Annotated in this window: 17 protein-coding genes; 9 read left to right on the forward strand and 8 right to left on the reverse strand. The window is 65.9% G+C overall.

Going from position 1 to position 20,404, the window contains the following annotated elements:
• Positions 1 to 20 precede the first annotated feature (20 nt).
• Complete coding sequence (locus K883_RS13605; RefSeq protein ID WP_008253943.1) at positions 21 to 812, reverse strand: SDR family oxidoreductase; 792 nt, start codon at positions 810 to 812, stop codon at positions 21 to 23.
• Positions 813 to 1,049: 237 nt separating this feature from the next.
• On the opposite strand from K883_RS13605, the gene pstS (K883_RS13610) reads away from it, so the two are divergent.
• From pstS (K883_RS13610) to pstA, 4 genes are all read left to right on the forward strand, one after another.
• Positions 1,050 to 2,156: a phosphate ABC transporter substrate-binding protein PstS gene (pstS, locus tag K883_RS13610; protein WP_085976428.1), complete on the forward strand. Its 1,107-nt coding sequence runs from the start codon at positions 1,050 to 1,052 to the stop codon at positions 2,154 to 2,156.
• A gap of 253 nt (positions 2,157 to 2,409) precedes the next feature.
• Positions 2,410 to 3,522, forward strand: a complete 1,113-nt coding sequence (gene pstS, locus K883_RS13615; protein WP_008253946.1) for a phosphate ABC transporter substrate-binding protein PstS — start codon at positions 2,410 to 2,412, stop codon at positions 3,520 to 3,522.
• Positions 3,523 to 3,528: 6 nt separating this feature from the next.
• Positions 3,529 to 4,527, forward strand: coding sequence for a phosphate ABC transporter permease subunit PstC (pstC, locus tag K883_RS13620; protein WP_014379265.1), 999 nt, complete (start codon positions 3,529 to 3,531; stop codon positions 4,525 to 4,527).
• A gap of 48 nt (positions 4,528 to 4,575) precedes the next feature.
• Complete coding sequence (gene pstA, locus K883_RS13625) at positions 4,576 to 5,478, forward strand: phosphate ABC transporter permease PstA (protein ID WP_008253952.1); 903 nt, start codon at positions 4,576 to 4,578, stop codon at positions 5,476 to 5,478.
• Between the two features lie 15 nt (positions 5,479 to 5,493).
• Here pstA and K883_RS13630 read toward each other — a convergent pair whose 3' ends face one another.
• Entirely contained in the window at positions 5,494 to 6,423 is a 930-nt protein-coding gene (locus K883_RS13630) for a non-homologous end joining protein Ku (RefSeq protein WP_008253954.1), read from the reverse strand.
• Positions 6,424 to 6,566: 143 nt separating this feature from the next.
• Here K883_RS13630 and K883_RS13635 point away from each other — a divergent pair, with 143 nt between their 5' ends.
• Entirely contained in the window at positions 6,567 to 7,760 is a 1,194-nt protein-coding gene (locus K883_RS13635) for an IS30 family transposase (protein WP_369751691.1), read from the forward strand.
• A 109-nt stretch (positions 7,761 to 7,869) separates the two neighbouring features.
• Positions 7,870 to 9,009 carry an IS30 family transposase gene (locus K883_RS13640; protein WP_081914367.1) on the forward strand — a complete coding sequence of 380 codons (1,140 nt, stop codon included), beginning with the start codon at positions 7,870 to 7,872 and terminating at the stop codon, positions 9,007 to 9,009.
• Between the two features lie 86 nt (positions 9,010 to 9,095).
• Here K883_RS13640 and K883_RS13645 read toward each other — a convergent pair whose 3' ends face one another.
• Entirely contained in the window at positions 9,096 to 10,019 is a 924-nt protein-coding gene (locus K883_RS13645; protein WP_014383905.1) for a carbohydrate kinase family protein, read from the reverse strand.
• 11 nt (positions 10,020 to 10,030) lie between these two features.
• Between K883_RS13645 and K883_RS13650 the strand changes: the two genes are divergently transcribed.
• Together K883_RS13650 and K883_RS13655 are read left to right on the forward strand one after the other, a co-directional pair.
• Positions 10,031 to 12,298: an ATP-dependent DNA ligase gene (locus K883_RS13650; protein ID WP_008253977.1), complete on the forward strand. Its 2,268-nt coding sequence runs from the start codon at positions 10,031 to 10,033 to the stop codon at positions 12,296 to 12,298.
• Positions 12,295 to 14,247: a fumarylacetoacetate hydrolase family protein gene (locus K883_RS13655; RefSeq protein ID WP_008253979.1), complete on the forward strand. Its 1,953-nt coding sequence runs from the start codon at positions 12,295 to 12,297 to the stop codon at positions 14,245 to 14,247. The genes K883_RS13650 and K883_RS13655 overlap by 4 nt, the downstream gene beginning before the upstream one ends.
• 4 nt (positions 14,248 to 14,251) lie before the next feature.
• Here the strand turns inward: K883_RS13655 and K883_RS13660 are convergent, their stop codons facing one another.
• Positions 14,252 to 15,169 carry a class I SAM-dependent methyltransferase gene (locus K883_RS13660; protein WP_008253980.1) on the reverse strand — a complete coding sequence of 306 codons (918 nt, stop codon included), beginning with the start codon at positions 15,167 to 15,169 and terminating at the stop codon, positions 14,252 to 14,254.
• 62 nt (positions 15,170 to 15,231) lie between these two features.
• On the opposite strand from K883_RS13660, the gene K883_RS13665 reads away from it, so the two are divergent.
• The gene (locus tag K883_RS13665) at positions 15,232 to 16,038 is read left to right on the forward strand and encodes an enoyl-CoA hydratase/isomerase family protein (RefSeq protein ID WP_036454704.1); all 807 of its coding nucleotides are present in this window, start codon (positions 15,232 to 15,234) and stop codon (positions 16,036 to 16,038) included.
• 3 nt (positions 16,039 to 16,041) lie between these two features.
• On the opposite strand, the gene K883_RS13670 is transcribed toward K883_RS13665, so the two are convergent.
• The 4 genes from K883_RS13670 to K883_RS13685 all read right to left on the reverse strand — a co-directional run bounded on the left by K883_RS13670 (position 16,042) and on the right by K883_RS13685 (position 20,291).
• Complete coding sequence (locus tag K883_RS13670; RefSeq protein WP_036454706.1) at positions 16,042 to 16,908, reverse strand: LLM class flavin-dependent oxidoreductase; 867 nt, start codon at positions 16,906 to 16,908, stop codon at positions 16,042 to 16,044.
• 100 nt (positions 16,909 to 17,008) lie between these two features.
• Positions 17,009 to 17,773, reverse strand: coding sequence for an STAS domain-containing protein (locus tag K883_RS13675; protein ID WP_036454709.1), 765 nt, complete (start codon positions 17,771 to 17,773; stop codon positions 17,009 to 17,011).
• 380 nt (positions 17,774 to 18,153) lie between these two features.
• Entirely contained in the window at positions 18,154 to 19,131 is a 978-nt protein-coding gene (locus K883_RS13680) for a DUF4873 domain-containing protein (protein WP_369798907.1), read from the reverse strand.
• Between the two features lie 254 nt (positions 19,132 to 19,385).
• Positions 19,386 to 20,291 (reverse strand): AurF N-oxygenase family protein, encoded by a 906-nt coding sequence (locus K883_RS13685; RefSeq protein ID WP_036454711.1) that lies wholly within the window; start codon positions 20,289 to 20,291, stop codon positions 19,386 to 19,388.
• Positions 20,292 to 20,404: the final 113 nt, after the last annotated feature.

Below are 20,404 nucleotides of genomic sequence, written 5' to 3' on the forward strand. Positions count from 1 at the left end.
TGCTCCTTAGCGGTCGTGGGTCACAGGTCCGGGACGGGGATGTCGAGATTGGGGAAGGTGAGGCCGCCGTCGACCTCGAGGGTCTTGCCGGTCAGGAAGTTGCCGGCGGGAGACGCCAAATAGACTGCCGCAGCGGCAATGTCGACCGGATCGCCCAGCCGGCGCATCGGGGTGGCCTTCTCCATCGGCGACCGCAGCTCGTCGTTGGAGGCAACCACGTCCAGCGCGGAGGTGAGGATCGATCCCGGCGCGATCGCGTTGACCCGAATCCGTGGGCACAGGTCCAGGGCGGTCAGCCGGGTGTAATGGGACAGCGCGGCCTTGGCGGTGCCGTAGGCCGCGAAGCCACGTCCGGCCAGCCGGCCCATGGTCGAGGTGATGTTGATGATGCTGCCGCCGCCGGAGTGCTCGAGCATCAACGGCACCGCAGCCAGTGTGAGCGCGTGGGCGGTGCCGACGTTGAAGGTGAAGGCGTCTTTGAGATCCTTCGTCGAGGTCGTCAACAACGTGTTGGGCATGGATCCCCCGACGTTGTTGACGACGATGTCTAGTTTCCCGAATGCCTCGACGGCCTGGCCGGCCAGCTCGGCGGTGGATTCCGGATGCGCCAGGTCGGCGGCCACGACGTGGGCGCGGCGCCCGGCGGCGCGGACCTGTTCGGCGACGGCCTCTAGTCGGGATTCAGTTCGCGAGGCGATGAGGACGTCGGCGCCTGCCTCGGCGAACGCCAGCGCGATGGCCGCCCCGAGGCCACGGCCTGCACCGGTGATGACGGCGACTTTGTCGTCGAGACGGAACCTGTCAAGGATCATGGCGGCCTCTCTTCGTTTCGGTGTCAGGCGACACGGTAGCAAGCCGCGGCGGCGCGGATAAGGCATTTCTAGAACAAGTTCTATTTTTCTATCCGGGGGGCTTCCGATGCGGCCGTCGGGGCGGCGGCCCGGTGTCGGTGACGTTGCGCGCGTTGCCAGACCATTTGCCCGTCGTTCACCTTGGTGCGGTTAGCTCGGTGACGCCGATCTTTGTGGTCCTTACTGTGAGGAAGAGACTTGGGACGCAACCGTTTTGGTGCTGTGCTGGGCGTCCTGACAGCCGCTGCGCTGGTGTTGTCGGGATGCGGATTCCACGACAGCACGGCCCGGGGAAGCGGGGCGGGCGTGTCGGGCGTGGTCAATTGCGGCGGCAAGCAGGCCCTGACGGCGGCGGGCTCGAGCGCCCAGGCCAACGCGATGACCCGATTCTCCGGCGCCTTCGAGCACGCTTGCCCCGGTCAGACGCTGAATTACACACCCAATGGCTCCGGCGCGGGAATCGGCCAATTCACCGGAAACCAAATCGATTTCGCGGGTTCGGATTCACCGTTGGCCCCGATCGAATACTTCGCGGCGCGGACCCGATGCGGTTCGCCGGCGTGGAATCTGCCCGTGGTCTTCGGCCCGATCGCGATCACCTACAACGTCAGGGGCGTCAGCTCGCTGATCCTCGACGGGCCCACCGCCGCCAAAATCTTCAAGGGCGCCATCACTGCCTGGGACGACCCGGCGATCGCAGCGCTGAACCCGGGTACCGCGCTGCCCGCCGAGCCCATCCGTGTCGTGTTCCGCGGCGACGAGTCCGGCACCACCGACAATTTCCAGAAATACCTGGACTCCGCGTCCGACGGCGTGTGGGACAAGGGCATCGGCAAGACGTTCCACGGTGGGGTCGGGCAGGGCGCCGACGGCAACGGCGGTACGTCGGCGGCCGTCCGGGCGACCGAAGGATCGGTCACCTACAACGAATGGTCGTTCGGTCTGGCGCAGAAGCTGACGATGGCCAGGATCGTCACCTCGGCCGGGCCCGAGGCGGTGGGCATCAGCGCCGGATCGGTCGGGAAAACGATCTCCGGTGCCACCCTCACCGGGCAGGGCAACGACTTGGTGGTGGACACCTTCTCGTTCTACAAGCCGACCCGGCCCGGTTCCTACCCGATCGTGTTGGCGACCTACGAGATTGTGTGTTCGAAGTATCCCGACCCGCAGGTCGGCGCGGCCGTAAAGGCGTTCCTGCAAAGCACCATCGGTGCCGGCCAGAATGGCTTGGTGGACAACGGGTATATCCCGGTGCCGGAGTCGTTCAAGTCCCGGCTGTCGGATGCGATCAACGCCATCGCGTGATGTCAGCAACCAGTCGGCGGCCCCTCGGAGGGCCGGGTGGGGCCTTTGCTGACGAACACCGGCCAGGCGACGTCGCGGTGTGCTGCGGCCGACGTCGCGACCCCCCGCCGACGCGTTCAGCGGTGATCGCCGAAAAGTTTGCTCAACGTTCAATTGTTACTGTTACGTTCGTGGCCGCGATACCGGCTGGTCGGCGCGCTACGGTTAACTGACCGGCCGCGACCATGTTTCATCCCTACCGTGAGGAAGCGAATTGAAACTCAACCGATTTGGCGCCGTGCTGAGTGCCTTGAGCGTTACTGCGCTGGCGTTGTCGGGGTGCGGCAGCGACAACAACGGGTCCGGCGCCAGTGCGCCGACCGGCTCGTCGTCGGGCAAGGTGAATTGTGGCGGGAAGAAGGCCCTCAAGGCCAGCGGGTCGACGGCCCAGGCCAACGCGATGACCCGCTTTGTCAACGCGTTCGAGCAGGCCTGCCCCGGCCAGACGCTGAACTACACGGCCAACGGATCCGGTGCGGGAATCAGCGAATTTAACGGCAACCAAACGGATTTCGGTGGTTCTGACTCGCCGCTGGCGACCAACGAATACGCCGCCGCGCAGCAGCGGTGCGGTTCGCCGGCCTGGAATCTGCCGGTCGTTTTCGGCCCGATCGCCATCACCTACAACGTGACGGGCCTGAACTCGCTCAGCCTCGACGGCCCCACGGCCGCCAAAATCTTCAACGGCTCGATCACAACGTGGAACGACCCCGCGATTCAGGCCCTCAACCCCGGTGCCACATTGCCCGACGTGCCGATTCACGTCGTCTTCCGCAACGACGAGTCCGGCACCACCGACAATTTCCAGAAATATCTCGACGCCGCCGCGGACGGAGCATGGGGCAAGGGCGCCGGAAAGACCTTCAAGGGCGGCGTCGGTGAGGGAGCCAAGGGCAACGACGGCACGTCGGCGGCGATCAAGGCCACCGAAGGATCCATCACCTATAACGAATGGTCGTTTGCCCAGGCACAGAAACTGAACATGGCCAAGATCATCACCTCGGCCGGCCCGGACGCGGTGTCGATCAGCGCCGAATCGGTGGGCAAGACGATTGCTGGGGCCAAAATCTCCGGCCAGGGCAACGACCTGGTGCTCGACACGCTGTCGTTCTACAAACCCAAGCAGGCCGGTTCCTACCCGATCGTGCTGGCGACCTACGAGATCGTGTGCTCGAAGTACCCCGACTCCGGGGTCGGTGCGGCGGTGAAGGGATTCCTGCAAAGCACCATCGGCGCCGGGCAAAATGGCCTGGCCGACAATGGCTACATTCCGATCCCCGACGCGTTCAAGGCGAGGCTGTCTTCTTCGATCAACGCCATCACATAACCTGAGGTGGTCGTGACACGAGGAACAGCAACCAGCCCGTCGACCGCGGAAAAACCGGCATCAACGGCGCTGAATGCACGCGTGTCGCGGCGGGGCGACCGGATCTTCAAGCTGGTCGCCGCGGCCGCTGGTTCCACGATCGTGGTCGCCATCCTGTTGATCGCGGTGTTCCTGTTGCTGCGCGCCCTGCCGTCGTTGCGCGTCAATCACGCAAACTTCTTCACCAGCGCCGAGTTCAGCACCAGCAACCCCCACAACCTGGCCTTCGGCATCCGTGACCTGCTCATGGTCACGGTGCTCAGTTCGCTCACCGCGCTGGTGCTGTCCGTGCCCATCGCGGTCGGTATCGCCGTGTTCCTCACCCAATACGCGCCGAAGCGGCTGGGGCGCCCGTTCGGCGCGGTGGTGGACCTGCTGGCCGCGGTGCCGTCGATCATCTTCGGGCTCTGGGGAATCTTCGTCCTGGCCCCCCGGCTCGAGCCGGTCGCGGCGTTTCTCAATCGGCACCTCGGATGGTTTTTCCTGTTCAAACAGGGCAACGTGTCGTTGGCCGGCGGCGGCACCATCTTCACCGCCGGCGTCGTGCTCTCGGTGATGATCCTGCCGATCGTCACGTCGGTCTCGCGCGAGGTGTTTCGGCAGACCCCCCACATCCAGATGGAAGCGGCGCAGGCGCTGGGCGCCACCAAGTGGGAGGTGGTGCGGATGACCGTGCTGCCGTTCGGCCGCAGCGGCGTCATCGCCGCCTCGATGCTGGGGTTGGGACGCGCGCTGGGCGAGACCGTGGCTGTGCTGATCATTCTGCGTTCGGCCGCCCGCCCGGGGAATTGGTCGCTGTTCGACGGTGGCTACACGTTTGCCTCCAAGATCGCGTCGGCGGCCGCGGAGTTCAGCGCACCGCTGCCCACCGGGGCGTACATTTCGGCGGGATTCGCCCTGTTCGTGCTGACGTTTATCGTCAACGCGCTGGCCCGCGCGATCGCTGGCGGCAAGGTCAACGGATGACGCGCGCCGCGACGATGCAGAGCGAAGCGATGAGGAGAAGCGGCGCTCATGACGGTTGACGCGCTCGACCGGCCGGTCAAGGCCGAGGTGTTCAGGCCGCTCAGCTTCCGGCGGCGGATCACCAACGGCGCCGCGACGATCTTCTTTCTCACCTCGTTCCTCATCGCGCTGGTGCCGCTGTTCTGGGTGCTGTCGATCGTGGTCGCACGGGGCTGGTACGCCGTGACCCGGTCGGGGTGGTGGACCCACTCGCTGCGCGGCGTGCTGCCCGAACAGTTCCTCGGCGGCGTCTATCACGCGCTGTACGGGACGCTGGTGCAGGCCGGGGTGGCCGCCGTGCTGGCCGTGCCGCTGGGCCTGATGACCGCGGTCTTCCTCGTCGAATACGGTTCTGGCCGCCTGGTGCGGCTGACCACCTTCATGGTCGACGTGCTGGCCGGGGTCCCCTCGATCGTCGCGGCCCTGTTCATCTTCAGCCTCTGGATCGCCACCCTGGGCTTCCAGCAGAGCTCTTTTGCGGTGTCGCTCGCGCTGGTCTTGCTGATGCTGCCGGTGGTGGTGCGCTCCGCCGAGGAAATGCTGCGGCTGGTGCCCGACGACCTGCGCGAGGCCAGCTACGCGCTGGGTGTGCCGAAATGGAAGACCATCGTTTCGATCGTCTTTCCGATCGCGATGCCCGGCATCGTCTCGGGCATCTTGTTGTCCATCGCGCGGGTGATCGGCGAAACCGCGCCGGTGCTGGTGCTGGTCGGCTACAGCAGGTCGATCAACTTCGACATCTTCCACGGCAACATGGCCTCGCTGCCGCTGCTGATCTACACCGAGCTCACCAACCCCGAACACGCCGGATTCCTGCGGATCTGGGGTGCGGCGCTGACGCTCATCATCATGGTCGCCGTGATCAACGTCGTCGCCGCGGCCACCCGATTTCTGGCGACCCGCAAACGCTGACCGAGGCGCGTCGGGTCAGGACTTCGAGGCCGCTTTCTTGGCCGGAGTCTTCTTGGCGGCGGTCTTTTTCGCGGGTGCCTTCTTGGCGGCGGTCTTCTTCGCTGCGCTCTTTTTCGCGAGCGCCTTTTTCTCCGCTGCCTTGCCGTTGCCTCCACCGGAGCGCGCCTTCACGCTGGCCTCCAGCTTGGCCAGCAGATCGGAGACGTCTTCGGTCTCATCCAGCTCCTTGGGCTGCTCCTCGGTGGTAAACGCCTCTCCGCCTTCGAGTTTGGCTTGGACCAGCTCGTGCAGCTGCTCCTGGTAGTCGTCGTGGTAGCGGTCGGGGTTGAACTCCTCGGCCATCGAATCAACCACCTGCCCCGCCATTTTGAGCTCGGCGGGTTTGACCTCAACCTTCTTGTCGAGGATCGGGAAGTCCGGATCACGAATCTCGTCGGGCCACAACAACGTATGGATGACCATCACGTCGCGCTTGCCGAAGTCCTTGACCCGCAACGCCGCCAGCCGGGTCTTGTTGCGCAGCGTGAAGTGCACGATCGCCATCCGGTCCGTCTCCGCAAGCGTCTTGGCCAGCAGCACATAGGATTTCGACGATTTGGAGTCGGGCTCCAAAAAATAGCTGCGGTCGAACAGCATCGGATCCACATCGCTGGCCGGCACGAACTCCAGCACTTCGATCTCGCGGCTGCGTTCCTCGGGCAGCGTGGCGATGTCGTCGTCGGTGATGATGACCATCTGGCCGTCATCGGATTCGTAGGCCCGGGCGATGTCACGGTATTCGACGACTTCGCCGTCCACCTCGCACACGCGCTGGTATCGGATGCGGCCGTTGTCCTTGGCGTGCACCTGGTGGAACTTGATGTCGTGGTCCTGGGTGGCGCTGTACACCTTGACCGGGACGTTCACCAGCCCGAACGCGATGGAACCCTTCCAGATGGAGCGCATGTAAGTCAGTATGCCCACACTGTTCGCTGCCTAACAGCACCCCCGCCGCCGCGCCGCTGTTCAAAAGCCCGCGCCCGTAACGCCACGGCGAGATTGTCCTCGGCAGATTCATACGGTCAATGCAATTTCCACGTTTGAGGAGGTTGCAGGTGTCAGTTGCTTATCCGCGTTCGATGCGGCGAGAGTTCTTTGATCGGGTGTGTGCAGGGGAATCATTGCGTGAAGCCGGCCGTCAGGTCGGTGTGTCGATCCAGACCGGATGGAGCTGGTGGCATGACGCTGGATCAATGCAATTACGAAGTGGTACGGGCTCTGATACCGGCCTTGCCGAACCAGGTGATCTGACCCGGCCGGGCGCGCGGGGACACCGGCTCAGTTTCGATGAACGCCTGGTGATTATGCGGGGTCTGGACAAGGGCCTCACCCAGGTCGAGATCGCCGACGAGCTCGACCGCGACGCCAGCGTCATCTCCCGTGAGCTCAAACGCAATCGCAATCCCGACGGGGATTACCACGCTGGTCTTGCCCATGCCCGCGCCGCCAAGAAAGCCAAGCGTCCCAAAGCATTCAAACTCCAAGACCGCGCGCTATGCGAGGCCATAGAGGACTGGATGGATCAGGGATGGAGTCCCAAACTGATCGCCGATGTCTTGGCGCGCGATCACCCCGATGACAGGCTGGCACGGGTGAGCCACGAAACCATCTACCAGTGCCTCTACGTCCAAACTCGTGGTCAACTGCGCGCCGACCTGAGTAAGCGTTTGTCGACGAAACGCGCGGCCCGCAAATCCCGGGACCACACCGAACGGCGGGGGAAATTCCACGATGTGTTCACCATCAGCGACCGGCCCGCCGAGGCCGCCGACCGCGCGGTGCCCGGCCACTGGGAAGGTGATCTGATCGTCGGCCCCAACAGCGCCATCGGCACCCTGGTCGAGCGGTCCACCCGCTTTACGATGCTGCTGCATTTGCCCGGCGATCACACCGCCGAGACGGTGGCCGGCGCGATGATCGAAGCGATGCGCCAGTTACCCGAACACCTTCGTCGATCAATCACCTGGGACCGTGGCAGCGAAATGGCCCGCTGGCGCGACATTCACCTGCAACTCAACACCCCGGTCTATTTCTGCAATCCGCACTCGCCCTGGCAACGCGGCACCAACGAAAACACCAACCGCCTCCTGCGCTTCTGGTTCGAAAAGGGCAGCGACCTCAGCGGTTACACCCCAGCAGACCTCAAACGCATCCAAGACACCCTCAACCGACGACCGCGCCCAACCCTTGACCTCGACACCCCCGCCCAACGCCTGGCCGCCCTCCTCGACCAAGCCGCCTAACAAAAATGCATTAGCCACTTGACTTTGAGCCTCCGATTTTCGCCGTGGCGTTACGCGAGCGAAGCGGTCTACTCGTCCTGCAGGCGGGGGTCGGGAGTTCTTTGATCGGGTGTGTGCAGGGGAATCATTGCGTGAAGCCGGCCGTCAGGTCGGTGTGTCGATCCAGACCGGATGGAGCTGGTGGCATGACGCTGGATCAATGCAATTACGAAGTGGTACGGGCTCTGATACCGGCCTTGCCGAACCAGGTGATCTGACCCGGCCGGGCGCGCGGGGACACCGGCTCAGTTTCGATGAACGCCTGGTGATTATGCGGGGTCTGGACAAGGGCCTCACCCAGGTCGAGATCGCCGACGAGCTCGACCGCGACGCCAGCGTCATCTCCCGTGAGCTCAAACGCAATCGCAATCCCGACGGGGATTACCACGCTGGTCTTGCCCATGCCCGCGCCGCCAAGAAAGCCAAGCGTCCCAAAGCATTCAAACTCCAAGACCGCGCGCTATGCGAGGCCATAGAGGACTGGATGGATCAGGGATGGAGTCCCAAACTGATCGCCGATGTCTTGGCGCGCGATCACCCCGATGACAGGCTGGCACGGGTGAGCCACGAAACCATCTACCAGTGCCTCTACGTCCAAACTCGTGGTCAACTGCGCGCCGACCTGAGTAAGCGTTTGTCGACGAAACGCGCGGCCCGCAAATCCCGGGACCACACCGAACGGCGGGGGAAATTCCACGATGTGTTCACCATCAGCGACCGGCCCGCCGAGGCCGCCGACCGCGCGGTGCCCGGCCACTGGGAAGGTGATCTGATCGTCGGCCCCAACAGCGCCATCGGCACCCTGGTCGAGCGGTCCACCCGCTTTACGATGCTGCTGCATTTGCCCGGCGATCACACCGCCGAGACGGTGGCCGGCGCGATGATCGAAGCGATGCGCCAGTTACCCGAACACCTTCGTCGATCAATCACCTGGGACCGTGGCAGCGAAATGGCCCGCTGGCGCGACATTCACCTGCAACTCAACACCCCGGTCTATTTCTGCAATCCGCACTCGCCCTGGCAACGCGGCACCAACGAAAACACCAACCGCCTCCTGCGCTTCTGGTTCGAAAAGGGCAGCGACCTCAGCGGTTACACCCCAGCAGACCTCAAACGCATCCAAGACACCCTCAACCGACGACCGCGCCCAACCCTTGACCTCGACACCCCCGCCCAACGCCTGGCCGCCCTCCTCGACCAAGCCGCCTAACAAAAATGCATTAGCCACTTGACTTTGAGCCTCGAATTTTCGCCGTGGCGTTACATCCGCGAGCGAAAGGGCCGCGCTCGAAGACACTAGCGGCGACGGTTTGCTTGGGCCCGCAGCGCGGCGCGATCGGGGAGGTCGGCGCCGGACCGCGAGACCGTCACCGCCGACGCCAGGCTGGCGGCTTGTAGTGCCGCCGTGAGCGCGTCGAGCCCGACCCGGCTCAGGGCGGCGCGGCGGTCGGCGCCCAACAGACCCAATTCCCACAGCGCATCGAGCAAACCGGCCATGAAGGCGTCGCCGGCACCGACGGTGTCGACCACCCGGACCGGCCTGGCCGCCACCCGGACATCGCCGGCCGCGCAGAACGCCACGGCGCCCCGGGCGCCCAGCGTCAGGACGACGATCGCGGGTCCCGACGCCAGCCACCCCCGGGCCGTGCGCTGCGGCTCGCGGTCGGGATCGATCCACTTCAAGTCCTCGTCACTGACCTTGACGATGTCGCTGCGCTCGACCAGGTGTGCGATGCGGGCCTGCGCGGCGTCACGGTCGGGAATCAGCGACGGTCGCACGTTGGGATCGAAGCTCACGGTGGCCGAGACGCGGTAAGCCTCGAGCAGCGCGGCGACCGCCAGGCACCCCGGTTCGCGCACGGCGGCGATCGACCCGGTGTGCACCAGCAGCGGCGGTGCCACCTCGGGCGTACCGGAAAGCCGCCATTGCAGATCGAATGTGTAAGCGGCCGAGCCGTCGTCGGCGATCGTCGCGACCGCGGCCGGCGTGCGTTCGGCCGAGACACTTCCCGGAACGAGTTGCACACCAGAGGATTTCAGGTCCGCGGCGATGCGCTGGCCGGATTCGTCGTCCGCGATATGGGTCAAGAAGTCGACGTGACGACCCAGCCGGGCCAGCCCGACCGCGACGTTGAGGGGGCTGCCGCCGACGTGCTCGACGGCGCCGCGCCGTTCGACCCTGTCGATCAGCGCTTCACCGATGACCAGCGCGCCGCCCATAGACTCAGAGTATGAGTCCGACGGCGGGGCCACGGGTCAAGCTGACCAACGCCGAAAAAGTGCTGTATCCCGCCACCGGAACCACCAAGAGCGACATCTTCGACTACTACACGCGGATCGCCGAGGTGATGATCCCGCACATCGCCGGGCGTCCGGCCACGCGCAAACGCTGGCCCAACGGCGTCGAACAGGAATCCTTCTTCGAGAAGCAACTCGCCGCGTCGGCACCCGACTGGCTGCCGCGCGCCAGCGTGACCCATCGATCCGGAACGACGACCTATCCGATCATCGACGACCCCACCGGCCTGGCCTGGATCGCCCAACAGGCGGCGTTGGAGGTTCACGTTCCGCAGTGGCGGTTCGTCGCCGAGTGGACCCGCAGCCGGGCCGAAGAACTCAAGCCCGGGCCGGCGACGCGATTGGTGTTCGACCTCGACCCCGGCGAAGGCGTGACGATGGCGCAGATGTCCAAGGTGGCGCGCGCCGTGCGCGACCTGATCGCCGGGATCGGGCTGAGAACCTTCCCGCTCACCAGCGGCAGCAAGGGACTGCATCTGTATGCGCCGCTCGACGAGCCGGTGAGCAGCAAAGGCGCCACGGTGTTAGCCAAACGCGTTGCGCAACAGCTGGAAAAGACGATGCCCAAGCTTGTCACGTCGACCATGACCAAGAGCCTGCGGGCGGGGAAGATCTTTTTGGACTGGAGCCAGAACAACGGCTCCAAGACGACCATCGCACCGTATTCCCTGCGCGGACGCGAACATCCCACCGTCGCGGCGCCGCGCACCTGGGACGAACTCGACGACCCGTCGCTGCGCCAGCTGCGGTATGACGAAGTGCTGTCCCGGGTCGCGCGCGACGGCGACCTGCTTGCAGAGCTGGACGAGGACGCTCCGGTGCCGGATCGGTTGACCAAGTACCGCAGCATGCGCGACGCGTCGAAAACCCCCGAGCCGGTTCCGGCGGCGAAACCCGCTGTCGGCCAAGGAAATACCTTCGTCATCCAGGAACACCACGCGCGACGCCTGCACTACGACTTCCGGCTGGAGCGCGACGGCGTGCTGGTGTCCTGGGCGGTGCCCAAAAACCTGCCCGAAACCACGTCGGTGAACCACCTGGCGGTCCACACCGAGGACCATCCGCTGGAATACGGCGGGTTCGAAGGCGTCATCCCCAAGGGCGAATACGGCGCGGGCAAGGTGATCATCTGGGACTCCGGAACCTACGACGCCGAAAAGTTCCTTGACGACGAGGTCATCGTCAACCTGCACGGCAGCAAGATCTCCGGACGCTACGCGCTGATTCAAACCAATGGCGACCAGTGGTTGGCACATCGGATGAAGGACCAGAAGGTCTTCGAGTTCGACACCATCGCACCCATGCTGGCCACCCACGGTTCGGTGACGGCCCTGAAGGCAGGTCAGTGGGCGTTCGAGGGCAAATGGGACGGTTACCGGCTTCTGATCGAGGCCGACCACGGTGCCTTTCGGGTGCGGTCGCGACGCGGTCGCGAAGTCACCCAGGAATACCGCGAACTGCGTTGGCTGGCAGACGATCTCGCCGACCATCACGTGGTGCTCGACGGGGAGGCCGTCGTCCTGGACTCCTCCGGGGTGCCCAACTTTCACGAGATGCAAAACCGTGGACGGGGCTCACGGGTCGAATTCTGGGCGTTCGACCTGCTCTACCTCGACGGCCGCTCGTTGCTGCGGGCCCGCTACCGGGATCGGCGAAAACTGCTGGAAATGTTGGCCGCCGGCAGCAGGCTCATCGTCCCCGACCTACTGCCCGGCGACGGCAGGGAGGCGCTGGAGCACTCCGCGGAGCGCGGTTGGGAGGGGGTGATCGCCAAGAAGCGCGACTCCACCTATCAGCCGGGCCGCCGCTCGTCGTCGTGGATCAAGGACAAGCACTGGAACACCCAGGAAGTCGTCATCGGCGGTTGGAAAGCCGGGGAAGGCGGACGCAGCAGCGGCATCGGCTCACTGCTGATGGGTATCCCAACCGCGGGCGGACTGCACTTCGCCGGGCGCGTCGGCACCGGGTTCACCGACCGCGACCTGGCAAACTTGAAGAAGACGCTGGCACCGCTGCACACCGACGAATCCCCCTTTGACCCACCGCTTCCCAGGAGCGAAGCGCGCGGCGTGACGTATGTGCGGCCGGAGCTGGTCGGGGAGGTGCGCTACAGCGAGTGGACCCCGGATGACCGGTTACGCCAATCGAGTTGGCGCGGACTACGACCGGACAAGGAGGCGAGTGAGGTGGTGCGCGAGTGAAATGGGTTACCTATCAAGATGTTTCGGGCGCAGAACACGTCGGCGTGGTCTCGGGCGACACGATCTATGCGATGCCACCGGGCGTGACGCTGCTCGATCTCGTCGCCCGCGGTTCCGAGGGATTGCGGCAGGCGGGGCAGGATGCGCAGCGATCCCCGGCGGCGGTGGCACCGCTGGCGGAGGTGCGATTGCTGGCGCCGATTCCACGCCCGCCGTCCATCCGTGATTCCCTGTGCTTCCTCGACCACATGCGCAACTGCCAGGCCGCGCTGGGCGCCGGGCGCACCCTCGGCGACTCCTGGTACCGCATACCGGCCTTCTACTTCGCCTGCCCGGCAACCGTTTTGGGTCCGTACGACGACGCCCCCACGGCGCCCGGAAGCGCGTGGCAGGACTTCGAATTGGAGATCGCTGCCGTGATCGGGACCGGGGGCAAAGATCTCACGGTCGAAGAGGCGGAGCAGGCGATCATCGGCTACACCATCTTCAACGACTGGTCCGCCCGCGATCTGCAGCAGATGGAGAGCCAACTGGGGATCGGGCAAGGCAAGGGCAAAGACAGCGGGGTCACGTTGGGCCCGTACCTGGTGACCCCCGACGAGCTCGAACCGTATCGCCACCCCTCCTATCCGGGCAGATTGGACCTGCGGGTCACCGCCCTGGTCAACGACGTCGTCATCGGTTCCGGGTCGACCGCCCAGATGGACTGGACCTTCGGCGAGGTCATCTCCTATGCCTCGCGCGGCGTCACCCTCTCGCCCGGCGACGTCATCGGCTCCGGGACCGTGCCGACCTGCACGCTGGTCGAGCACCTCAATCCGGCGGCCCTGGAATCGTTTCCGGGCTGGCTGCACGACGGCGACATCGTCACGCTCCAGGTCGAAGGGCTGGGAGAGACCCGGCAAACCGTGCGGGCCAGCGGTGCCCCGCACCCGCTGGCGGTGCGGCCGAATCCGGACGCCGCTCCCGCCCCGCCGCGAGTCAACCCGGCCCGCGCGCGGGTGCCCTACACCCGCGGGCTGCACGAGGTCGGCGGCCGGGTGTGGGCCTGGACCCTGCCCGACGGCGGCTACGGATGGAGCAACGCCGGGCTGATCGCCGGCGACGGGGCGTCGCTGCTGGTGGACACCTTGTTCGACCTGGCGTTGACCCGCGAAATGCTCACCGCGATGCGGCCGCTCACCGCGTCCGCGCCGATCACCGACGCGGTGATCACGCACTCCAACGGGGACCACACACACGGCAACCAACTGCTCGATCCCTCGGTGCGCATCATCGCCGCGCGCGGCACCGCCGAGGAAATCGAACATGGGATGGCCCCGGAGATGCTCGCCATGGCGCAGACCGCCAACCTCGGGCCGGTCGCCACGCCGTACACACGAGAACGCTTCGGGCACTTCGACTTCAGCAACATCAAGCTGCGCAATGCGGATCAGACGTTCGAGCGCAACCTTGCCGTCGAGGTAGGTGGGCGGCGCATCGATGTGCTGAATCTGGGTCCCGCGCACACCGCCGCCGACTCGGTGGTGCATGTACCGGACGCGGGGGTGTTGTTCGGCGGCGACCTGTTGTTCATCGGCTGCACGCCCATCGTGTGGGCCGGCCCGATCGCCAACTGGGTCGCCGCCTGTGACGCGATGATCGCGCTGGACGCGCCGACGGTGGTACCCGGCCACGGCCCGGTCACCGATCCGGATGGGATCCGTGCTGTGCGTGGCTATCTCATGCATGTCGCCGAACAGGCCGAGGCCGCCTACCACAAGGGGCTGTCGTGGGCGGAGGCCGCCGACACCATTGATCTCGGTGAGTACGCGTCCTGGCTGGACGCCGAGCGCGTCGTCGTCAACGTCTATCAGCGCTACCGCGAACTCGACCCGCAGACACCGCAATTGGAGGTCATGGGCCTGCTCGTGATGCAGGCTGAGTGGCTGGCCAAACGGGCTGTGTGACGCTTCAGGTCCGCACCGCGCGGACCAAGCTGATCGTGGCGGCGGGCGCCTGGTGCTCGGCTTCCCCCAAGTCCGGCAGGCCCGCCGCCGAAAACAGGTCGGAGAGCCGGAATTCGGTGGTCTCCCATCCGTTGGCCCGCAGATGCGCGGCCACGTCGGTGTGCTCCCCCGGATAGGTCAACGCGGTGATGTCCAGGTCGAGCCCCTGCCGTCGCCACCCCTCGGCCATGAGCCGGGATTTCTCCAGCGCCTCCGGCGACGTGCCGGCCACGGCCCCGAAATCGGCGGCGAACCGGCTGCCCTCGCTGGACAGCGGAATGATGGCATCCAGCAGCCGCACCTCGGCGTCGGGCGGAAGGAATCCGATCAGCACTCCCTCGGCCAGCCACGCCGTCGGCTTGCTCGGGTCAAAGCCCGACGCCTGCAGGGCCGCCGGCCAATCCTCGCGCAGATCGACACCCACGGTGCGCAGCTCGGCGGTTGGGGCCGCGCCGATCTCGGCCAGCGTGGCGGTCTTGAACGCGATCACCTCCGGCTGATCGATCTCGTACACCGTGGTCCCCGCGGGCCACGGCAGCCGGTAGGCGCGGGAATCCAGCCCCGACGCCACGATCACGACCTGGCGCAGGCCGGCCTGCCCGGCCGCGGCGAAATAGTCGTCGTAAAACAGCGCCCGGGCGGCGAAGGTGTCGACGAACCGCGAAAACCCGACCCCCTCTTCGATGTCGGAGGAATCGAGTTCGCCGGTCGCCAGCTTGGTGAACAGGTCCAGGCCGGCGGCGCGCACCAGCGGCTCGGCGAATTCATCGGTGATGACCGGTTGCGGCCGCCTGGTGGCGGCCGCCCGGGCCGCGGCCACCATGGTGGCGGTGGCGCCCACGCTGTTGGCCAGGTCCCAGGTGTCGCCCTCGCTTCGTGCCATGGCTGCTCCTTCGATGTGTGGCCCAACCACGGTATGCCCGATCGGTCGCCTACGGTCTCGGTATGCCTTCAGTGAACCTGGAAACCCTCGAGGACAACATCGCCTGCATCACCCTGAACCGGCCCGAACGCCTCAACGCGATCGATGGGTCGTTGATCGACGGCGTCGACGACGCGTTGGACGCGCTCAGCGCGGGCGAGTTCAGGGTGGCGATCCTGACGGGTGCCGGGCGGGGATTTTGCGCCGGTGCGGATTTGAGCGGCACCGGGCAGCCGTGGACGCAGAACAAGCCGACCACCCCGGCGTTCAAGGTCACCTACGACGCTCAGGTCCGGCTGGCCAACCTGTACACCCGGATCTACGAGCTGGACATCCCGGTGATCGCGGCGGTCAACGGTGTCGCCGTCGGGGGCGGCCTGGCGTTCACGTTGGTCAGCGACATCCGGGTCGCCTCGGATCAGGCCCGGTTCGGTTCGGTGTTCATCAAGGCCGGCTTCTCGTCGATGGACATGGGCACCAGCTACCTGCTGCCGAAGATCGTCGGCGCCGGCGTGGCACGCGAACTCATGCTCACCGGCCGCATCATCGACGCGGCCGAGGCCTATCGCATCAAGCTGGTGCATGAGGTGGTCGCGCCCGACGACCTGATGCCCGCCGCGCTGAGGCTAGCCCGCTCGATCGCCGAGAACAACGCTTATGGCGTGTGGCAGACCAAGGTTGGGCTCAATGCCGCGCTGGACGCGCCCAGCCTGCGCCATGCCATCGAGATCGAGAACCGCACCCAGGTCCTCAGCGGTTTCACCAACAACCCGGTTGAGGCCGCTAAGGCTCACCAGGAGAAGCGCGCGCCCAGGTGGGATCCGCTGTGAGAGTCAGATCTTCGCAATCACGTTCTCGGCGAACATCTCCAGGTTGCGGATCTTGTTCTCCAGCGGCTCGGTGTCCTTGCCCTTGATATAGGGGATGCGGAAACCGACGATGACGTCGGTGACGCCCTTGTCCTCGAGCCGCTTGATGCCGTCGGGGGTGTAGGCGTCGGCGGAGATGACGTGGATCTCGAAAGGCCCGGTCTTGCCGGCTTCTTCGCGGAAACGCTTGAGCTTGGCGAGCAGCTGGTCGAGTTCTTCGGGGTCACCGCCGCCGTGCATCCAGCCGTCCAGGCGGGCCGCGCGCCGCAGCGCCGCGTCGGCGTGACCGCCGATCAGGATCGGGACGGGCTTGGTGGGCGCGGGCGTCATCTTGGTCTTGGGAATGTCGTAGAACTCGCCGTGGAATTCGAAGTAATCACCGGAGGTGAGGCCCTGGATGATCTCGATGCATTCGTCCATCCGCTTGCCGCGCTTGGCGAACGGGACTCCCAGCAGTTCGTAGTCCTCGGGCCACGGGCTGGTGCCCACACCGAAACCCACCCGATTGTCGGTCATCGCGGCGAGCGACCCAATTTGCTTGGCCACCAACGCCGGTGGCCGGATGGGCAGCTTGAGGACGAAGAAATTGAACCGCAGCTTCGAGGTGACCGCCCCCAATGCCGATGTCAGCACGAAGGTTTCGATGAACTCCTTGCCGTCCAGGAACTCGCGGTTGCCGTCCGGGGTGTAGGGGTACTTCGAGTCGGATTCGAACGGGTAGGCGATGCTGTCGGCGATCGTCATGGCGTCGTAGCCGGCCGCCTCGGCCGCCTTGGCCAGCGGGACGTAGAACCGAAAGTCAGTCATCGCCTCTGCGTAGGTAAACCGCACGTCATCTGCCTTCCTGGAGGGGTCGTCCCCACGACATTAGAACGTGTTCTAGTTTCAGCACAACCGCCGGATGGGTGTGGCTAGAACTGGTTGGAACGAGTCAGAGCTGGTTCTCGGGGCCGATGACCGCCCACACCGTCTTGCCGGACCCCGTCGGCGTGCTGCCCCACGTGCGGGACAACGCGTCGACGATCGCCAGGCCGGAGACGTCGATGCCCTTCGCCGGCGACGGAAGCCGCACGGCGGGCGTGTTGCTGGCATCGGAGACCGCGATGGTCGCCGTCGTGCCCTGCGTCTCGAGCCTCATCACCGGGACGCTCGCGGTGTGTTCCAGCACGTTCTCCACGAACACGTTGACGACCACCAACGCGACGGGGATGAGCTTGGCCTGCGACCACGTGGTGAGCCACTCGCGGACCAGCCGCCGCGACTCGCGCAGGCTGGTCAGGTCGGCGGGCAGCTGGGCGTCGGCGCGCCGCACGGCGCGACGGCCGTTCTGCCCGAGCGCCTTCATCGCCGCCTTCTGGCTCGAATACACCGGCATGAAGTGCGCGATCCCGCTTCGCGTAATCGCCTCGCGGGTCGCCCGATTGCTGCAGACGAACACGATCGGAACCTGGGCCGCGCTGCCGATCTGCCAGTAGGCGCCCATAAAGGTCGGCCATGCCGGTTCGGCGTTCAGCTTGAGGCCGGAGACGTCGAGGATGACGGCGGAAGCCGCGTCGGATGTCGCCTTGATGAGGCGGTCGCGCAGTGCGGTGGAATTGGCGGCGTCAAGCACGCCGTCGACGGTCAGAACGGCGATCGAATCATCCGTCCGCGTCGCGACGGCCAGTGAGCTGGCCGACTCAGCCACCGGGCTCATCCCAGCTCGATCGGGACGTCCGGTTTCATTTCCCGCTCCTTGTGTGTTCTGCCGGGCCGACTGCTTGAGTATCCGCCCTCAGCGGCAAAAGTCTAGTTCGCGGCGAGCCCGCTTCGATGCACCGAAAAGCGGCAGGCCGCGATAGGCATCCCCCCGGACTCATGCCGCAGCCCCGCATCGAATGAATCATGCGTCCCCCTCCGTGCCCGTCGAGGCGTCGATCCGCACCGCCCCGCACGCACAATGGAGTTCATTGCCCAACACGCGCTGTTCCACGGGATTACCACATAGGGGGCGCGGCCAAACTTTCTGGTATGGCCTGAAAACAGGTCGTTTCCTGCGGAAATGCGTTGGCCTCCGTCAGCAGCCGCGGTGCCCGTTCACCCAATGCTCAGCGCGTAGGGGGGAGCGCCCACGCCCGCAACCGAGTGCGTGCCCCAGGGTGTCCGTTCGACGATGCGCGCCGGCGCACTGCGCTCACCCACCGTCAGCGTGGCCGTCCGCGCCTGCTTGAGGTCGTCGGACGGCGACCCGAACACGGTTCCCTGCCAGTGGTAGCGACCGTCGATCGGGTCCAGATGGCCGGTGAGCCGGACCCGTACCGGATGACGGCTTCCGGCGATCTCCAGCGTGGCGGTGCCGTCGTAGGCGTCGTCGCCGGCCGGCGCGCTGGCCGAAAGGTCGAAGGCGGACGCCGCCGGTGGCGGCTCGATCGGTCGCAGCTGGGCGCGTTCGTTGAAGACGTGCTGGCTGCTGGCGCGCACCTCGATGCGCCCGCTGCCGGTGCGCTGCATGAGCTTCAGGCACTCCACGATGTAGCGGGCTTGCGCGTCCGGGTCGGGACCGGTGATGAAGAAGTAGTTGGGGAACCCGCGCACCGCCACCCCGCAGAACGGCTCCATGCCGTCGTGCCAGGCCTCTCGGATCCGCAGCCCTCCCGCGCCGGTCAGTGCCTCGTCGGCGACGTGATCGGCGATCGAGAATCCGGTGCCGTAGACGATGGCGTCGACGCTGTGGTGGACACCATCGCCGGTGCGCACCCCCCACGGGGTCACCGTCTCGACCGCCGACGAAGCGATCACCACCGACGGCCGCGACTCGCTCGGGCGGGTGTGGCGGCGCAGCCAGCGCGCGACGCGGGTAGACCACAGCGGTACCTCGGTGACCACACGGCGGGGTGCGCGCGCAAAGACGGTGACGGATGCCGCGGCTTCGACCATCCGGCCGAGGTGGTAGCCGGCAGCGGCATCGGTGCCGATGACCGCGATGCGCTTGCCGGACGGGTCAAACGCCGGCTTCCACGCCGCCGCGTGAAACGACTCGCCGCGAAACTCGTCGCGCCCGGCAAGGTGCGGCACCCAGGGAACGTAGACGTCTCCACCCGCGGCAACGACGACATCGGCCCGCACGATCTCGCCACCGGTCGTGGTCAACAGCCAAGTGTCGGAGGCGTCGTCGAACCGCGACTGGAGGACGTCCTGGCCGGGCCGGTCGAGCAGGACCAGGTCGGTGAAGCCGGCGCCCGACAACGCGTCACAGGCGCTCTGACCGTCGACCCCCGCGCCGACAATGGCGATGTGGCAACGTGTTTCGCTGCCGGGGTGCGAAGCCGTCACAGAAACCTGCTGCGCTTCCAGCCGCGGCGCGCGAAGCGGCCCATCAGGCCTACCTCGGTGAGAAACGCCGCCAGTGGAGCGAAGCCGGCGACTTGAACGTCACGGCGATGCGGGCTGGTGCGCGCGGTCTTTCGGGCCCGCTGCGGGTCGAGACCCGTTCGCGCATAAGGGACGGGGTTGCTGAACAGATAGTTGAAGAAGTAGCCGCCCAGCCCGTTGATGTTGGCCATGAACCAGCGGTTGAACCGAGGCATTTCGGCGACGCGTTTACGCGCGCCGTCGCGCGCGAATTGGATGTGACGCGCCTCTTCGGTCACGTGGATGCGCATGAGCCGCTGAATGATTGGCTGCAGCTCGGGGTCGTCCATCATCTGCCGCTGCAGCGAGTCGAAGATCTCCTCGCCGATCAGGGCGGCCACCCACAGCATCGACCCGCGCTGAAACGCCAGCGGAAGCAAGTTGATGATCATCCGGTGAAACAGCCGGGGGCGCACCGGTTTTGCGCCGACGCGCTCGATGGCCTTGCCGAACATGACCATGTGACGGGTCTCGTCGCCCAGTTCGGTCAGCTTGTAATGCGTCGAGTTACTGGTCGGGTCTTCGTGCAGTATCGTGCGCAGCAACGACTGGTTGAGCATGTTCTCGAACCAGATCCCGGCCGAGAGGGTGTTGACCAATTCCTGGCGGGACAACTCGATCTGCTGTTCGCGGGTCATCTCGTCCCACATCGGGGTGCCGTACAGCGACACCAACCGCGGCGGCAGATAGAACTTGTCCGGGTCGAGCGGAGCGTCCCAGTCGATGTCGACGACGGGCTCATACGACTTTTTGACCGAGCCCTTCAGCAAGCGCTCGGAGAACTCTTCACGGCTCGGCCCACCTGGCTTCAGCGACGTGGTCATCCCTGGCGTCCCTCCATTGGGTGCGTAGACGGTACCCATGGTACTGGGTACTTCAGGTCCCGACTAGGTCTATTCGGTATCGATTCGGCAATGTGGTCGAGCAGCGACGCGAG

The organism is Mycobacterium sp. TKK-01-0059 (genome assembly GCF_000709305.1).
GTDB lineage: Bacteria > Actinomycetota > Actinomycetes > Mycobacteriales > Mycobacteriaceae > Mycobacterium > Mycobacterium intracellulare.

Excerpts from the sequence above, each read along its gene's own strand:
- K883_RS13605 (WP_008253943.1), bottom strand. The coding sequence starts at position 812 with ATGATCCTTGACAGGTTCCGTCTCGACGACAAAGTCGCCGTCATCACC.
- pstA (WP_008253952.1), top strand. The coding sequence starts at position 4,576 with ATGACGGTTGACGCGCTCGACCGGCCGGTCAAGGCCGAGGTGTTCAGG.
- K883_RS13630 (WP_008253954.1), bottom strand. The coding sequence starts at position 6,423 with ATGCGCTCCATCTGGAAGGGTTCCATCGCGTTCGGGCTGGTGAACGTC.
- K883_RS13645 (WP_014383905.1), bottom strand. The coding sequence starts at position 10,019 with ATGGGCGGCGCGCTGGTCATCGGTGAAGCGCTGATCGACAGGGTCGAA.
- K883_RS13650 (WP_008253977.1), top strand. The coding sequence starts at position 10,031 with ATGAGTCCGACGGCGGGGCCACGGGTCAAGCTGACCAACGCCGAAAAA.
- K883_RS13660 (WP_008253980.1), bottom strand. The coding sequence starts at position 15,169 with ATGGCACGAAGCGAGGGCGACACCTGGGACCTGGCCAACAGCGTGGGC.
- K883_RS13665 (WP_036454704.1), top strand. The coding sequence starts at position 15,232 with ATGCCTTCAGTGAACCTGGAAACCCTCGAGGACAACATCGCCTGCATC.
- K883_RS13675 (WP_036454709.1), bottom strand. The coding sequence starts at position 17,773 with ATGAGCCCGGTGGCTGAGTCGGCCAGCTCACTGGCCGTCGCGACGCGG.
- K883_RS13685 (WP_036454711.1), bottom strand. The coding sequence starts at position 20,291 with ATGACCACGTCGCTGAAGCCAGGTGGGCCGAGCCGTGAAGAGTTCTCC.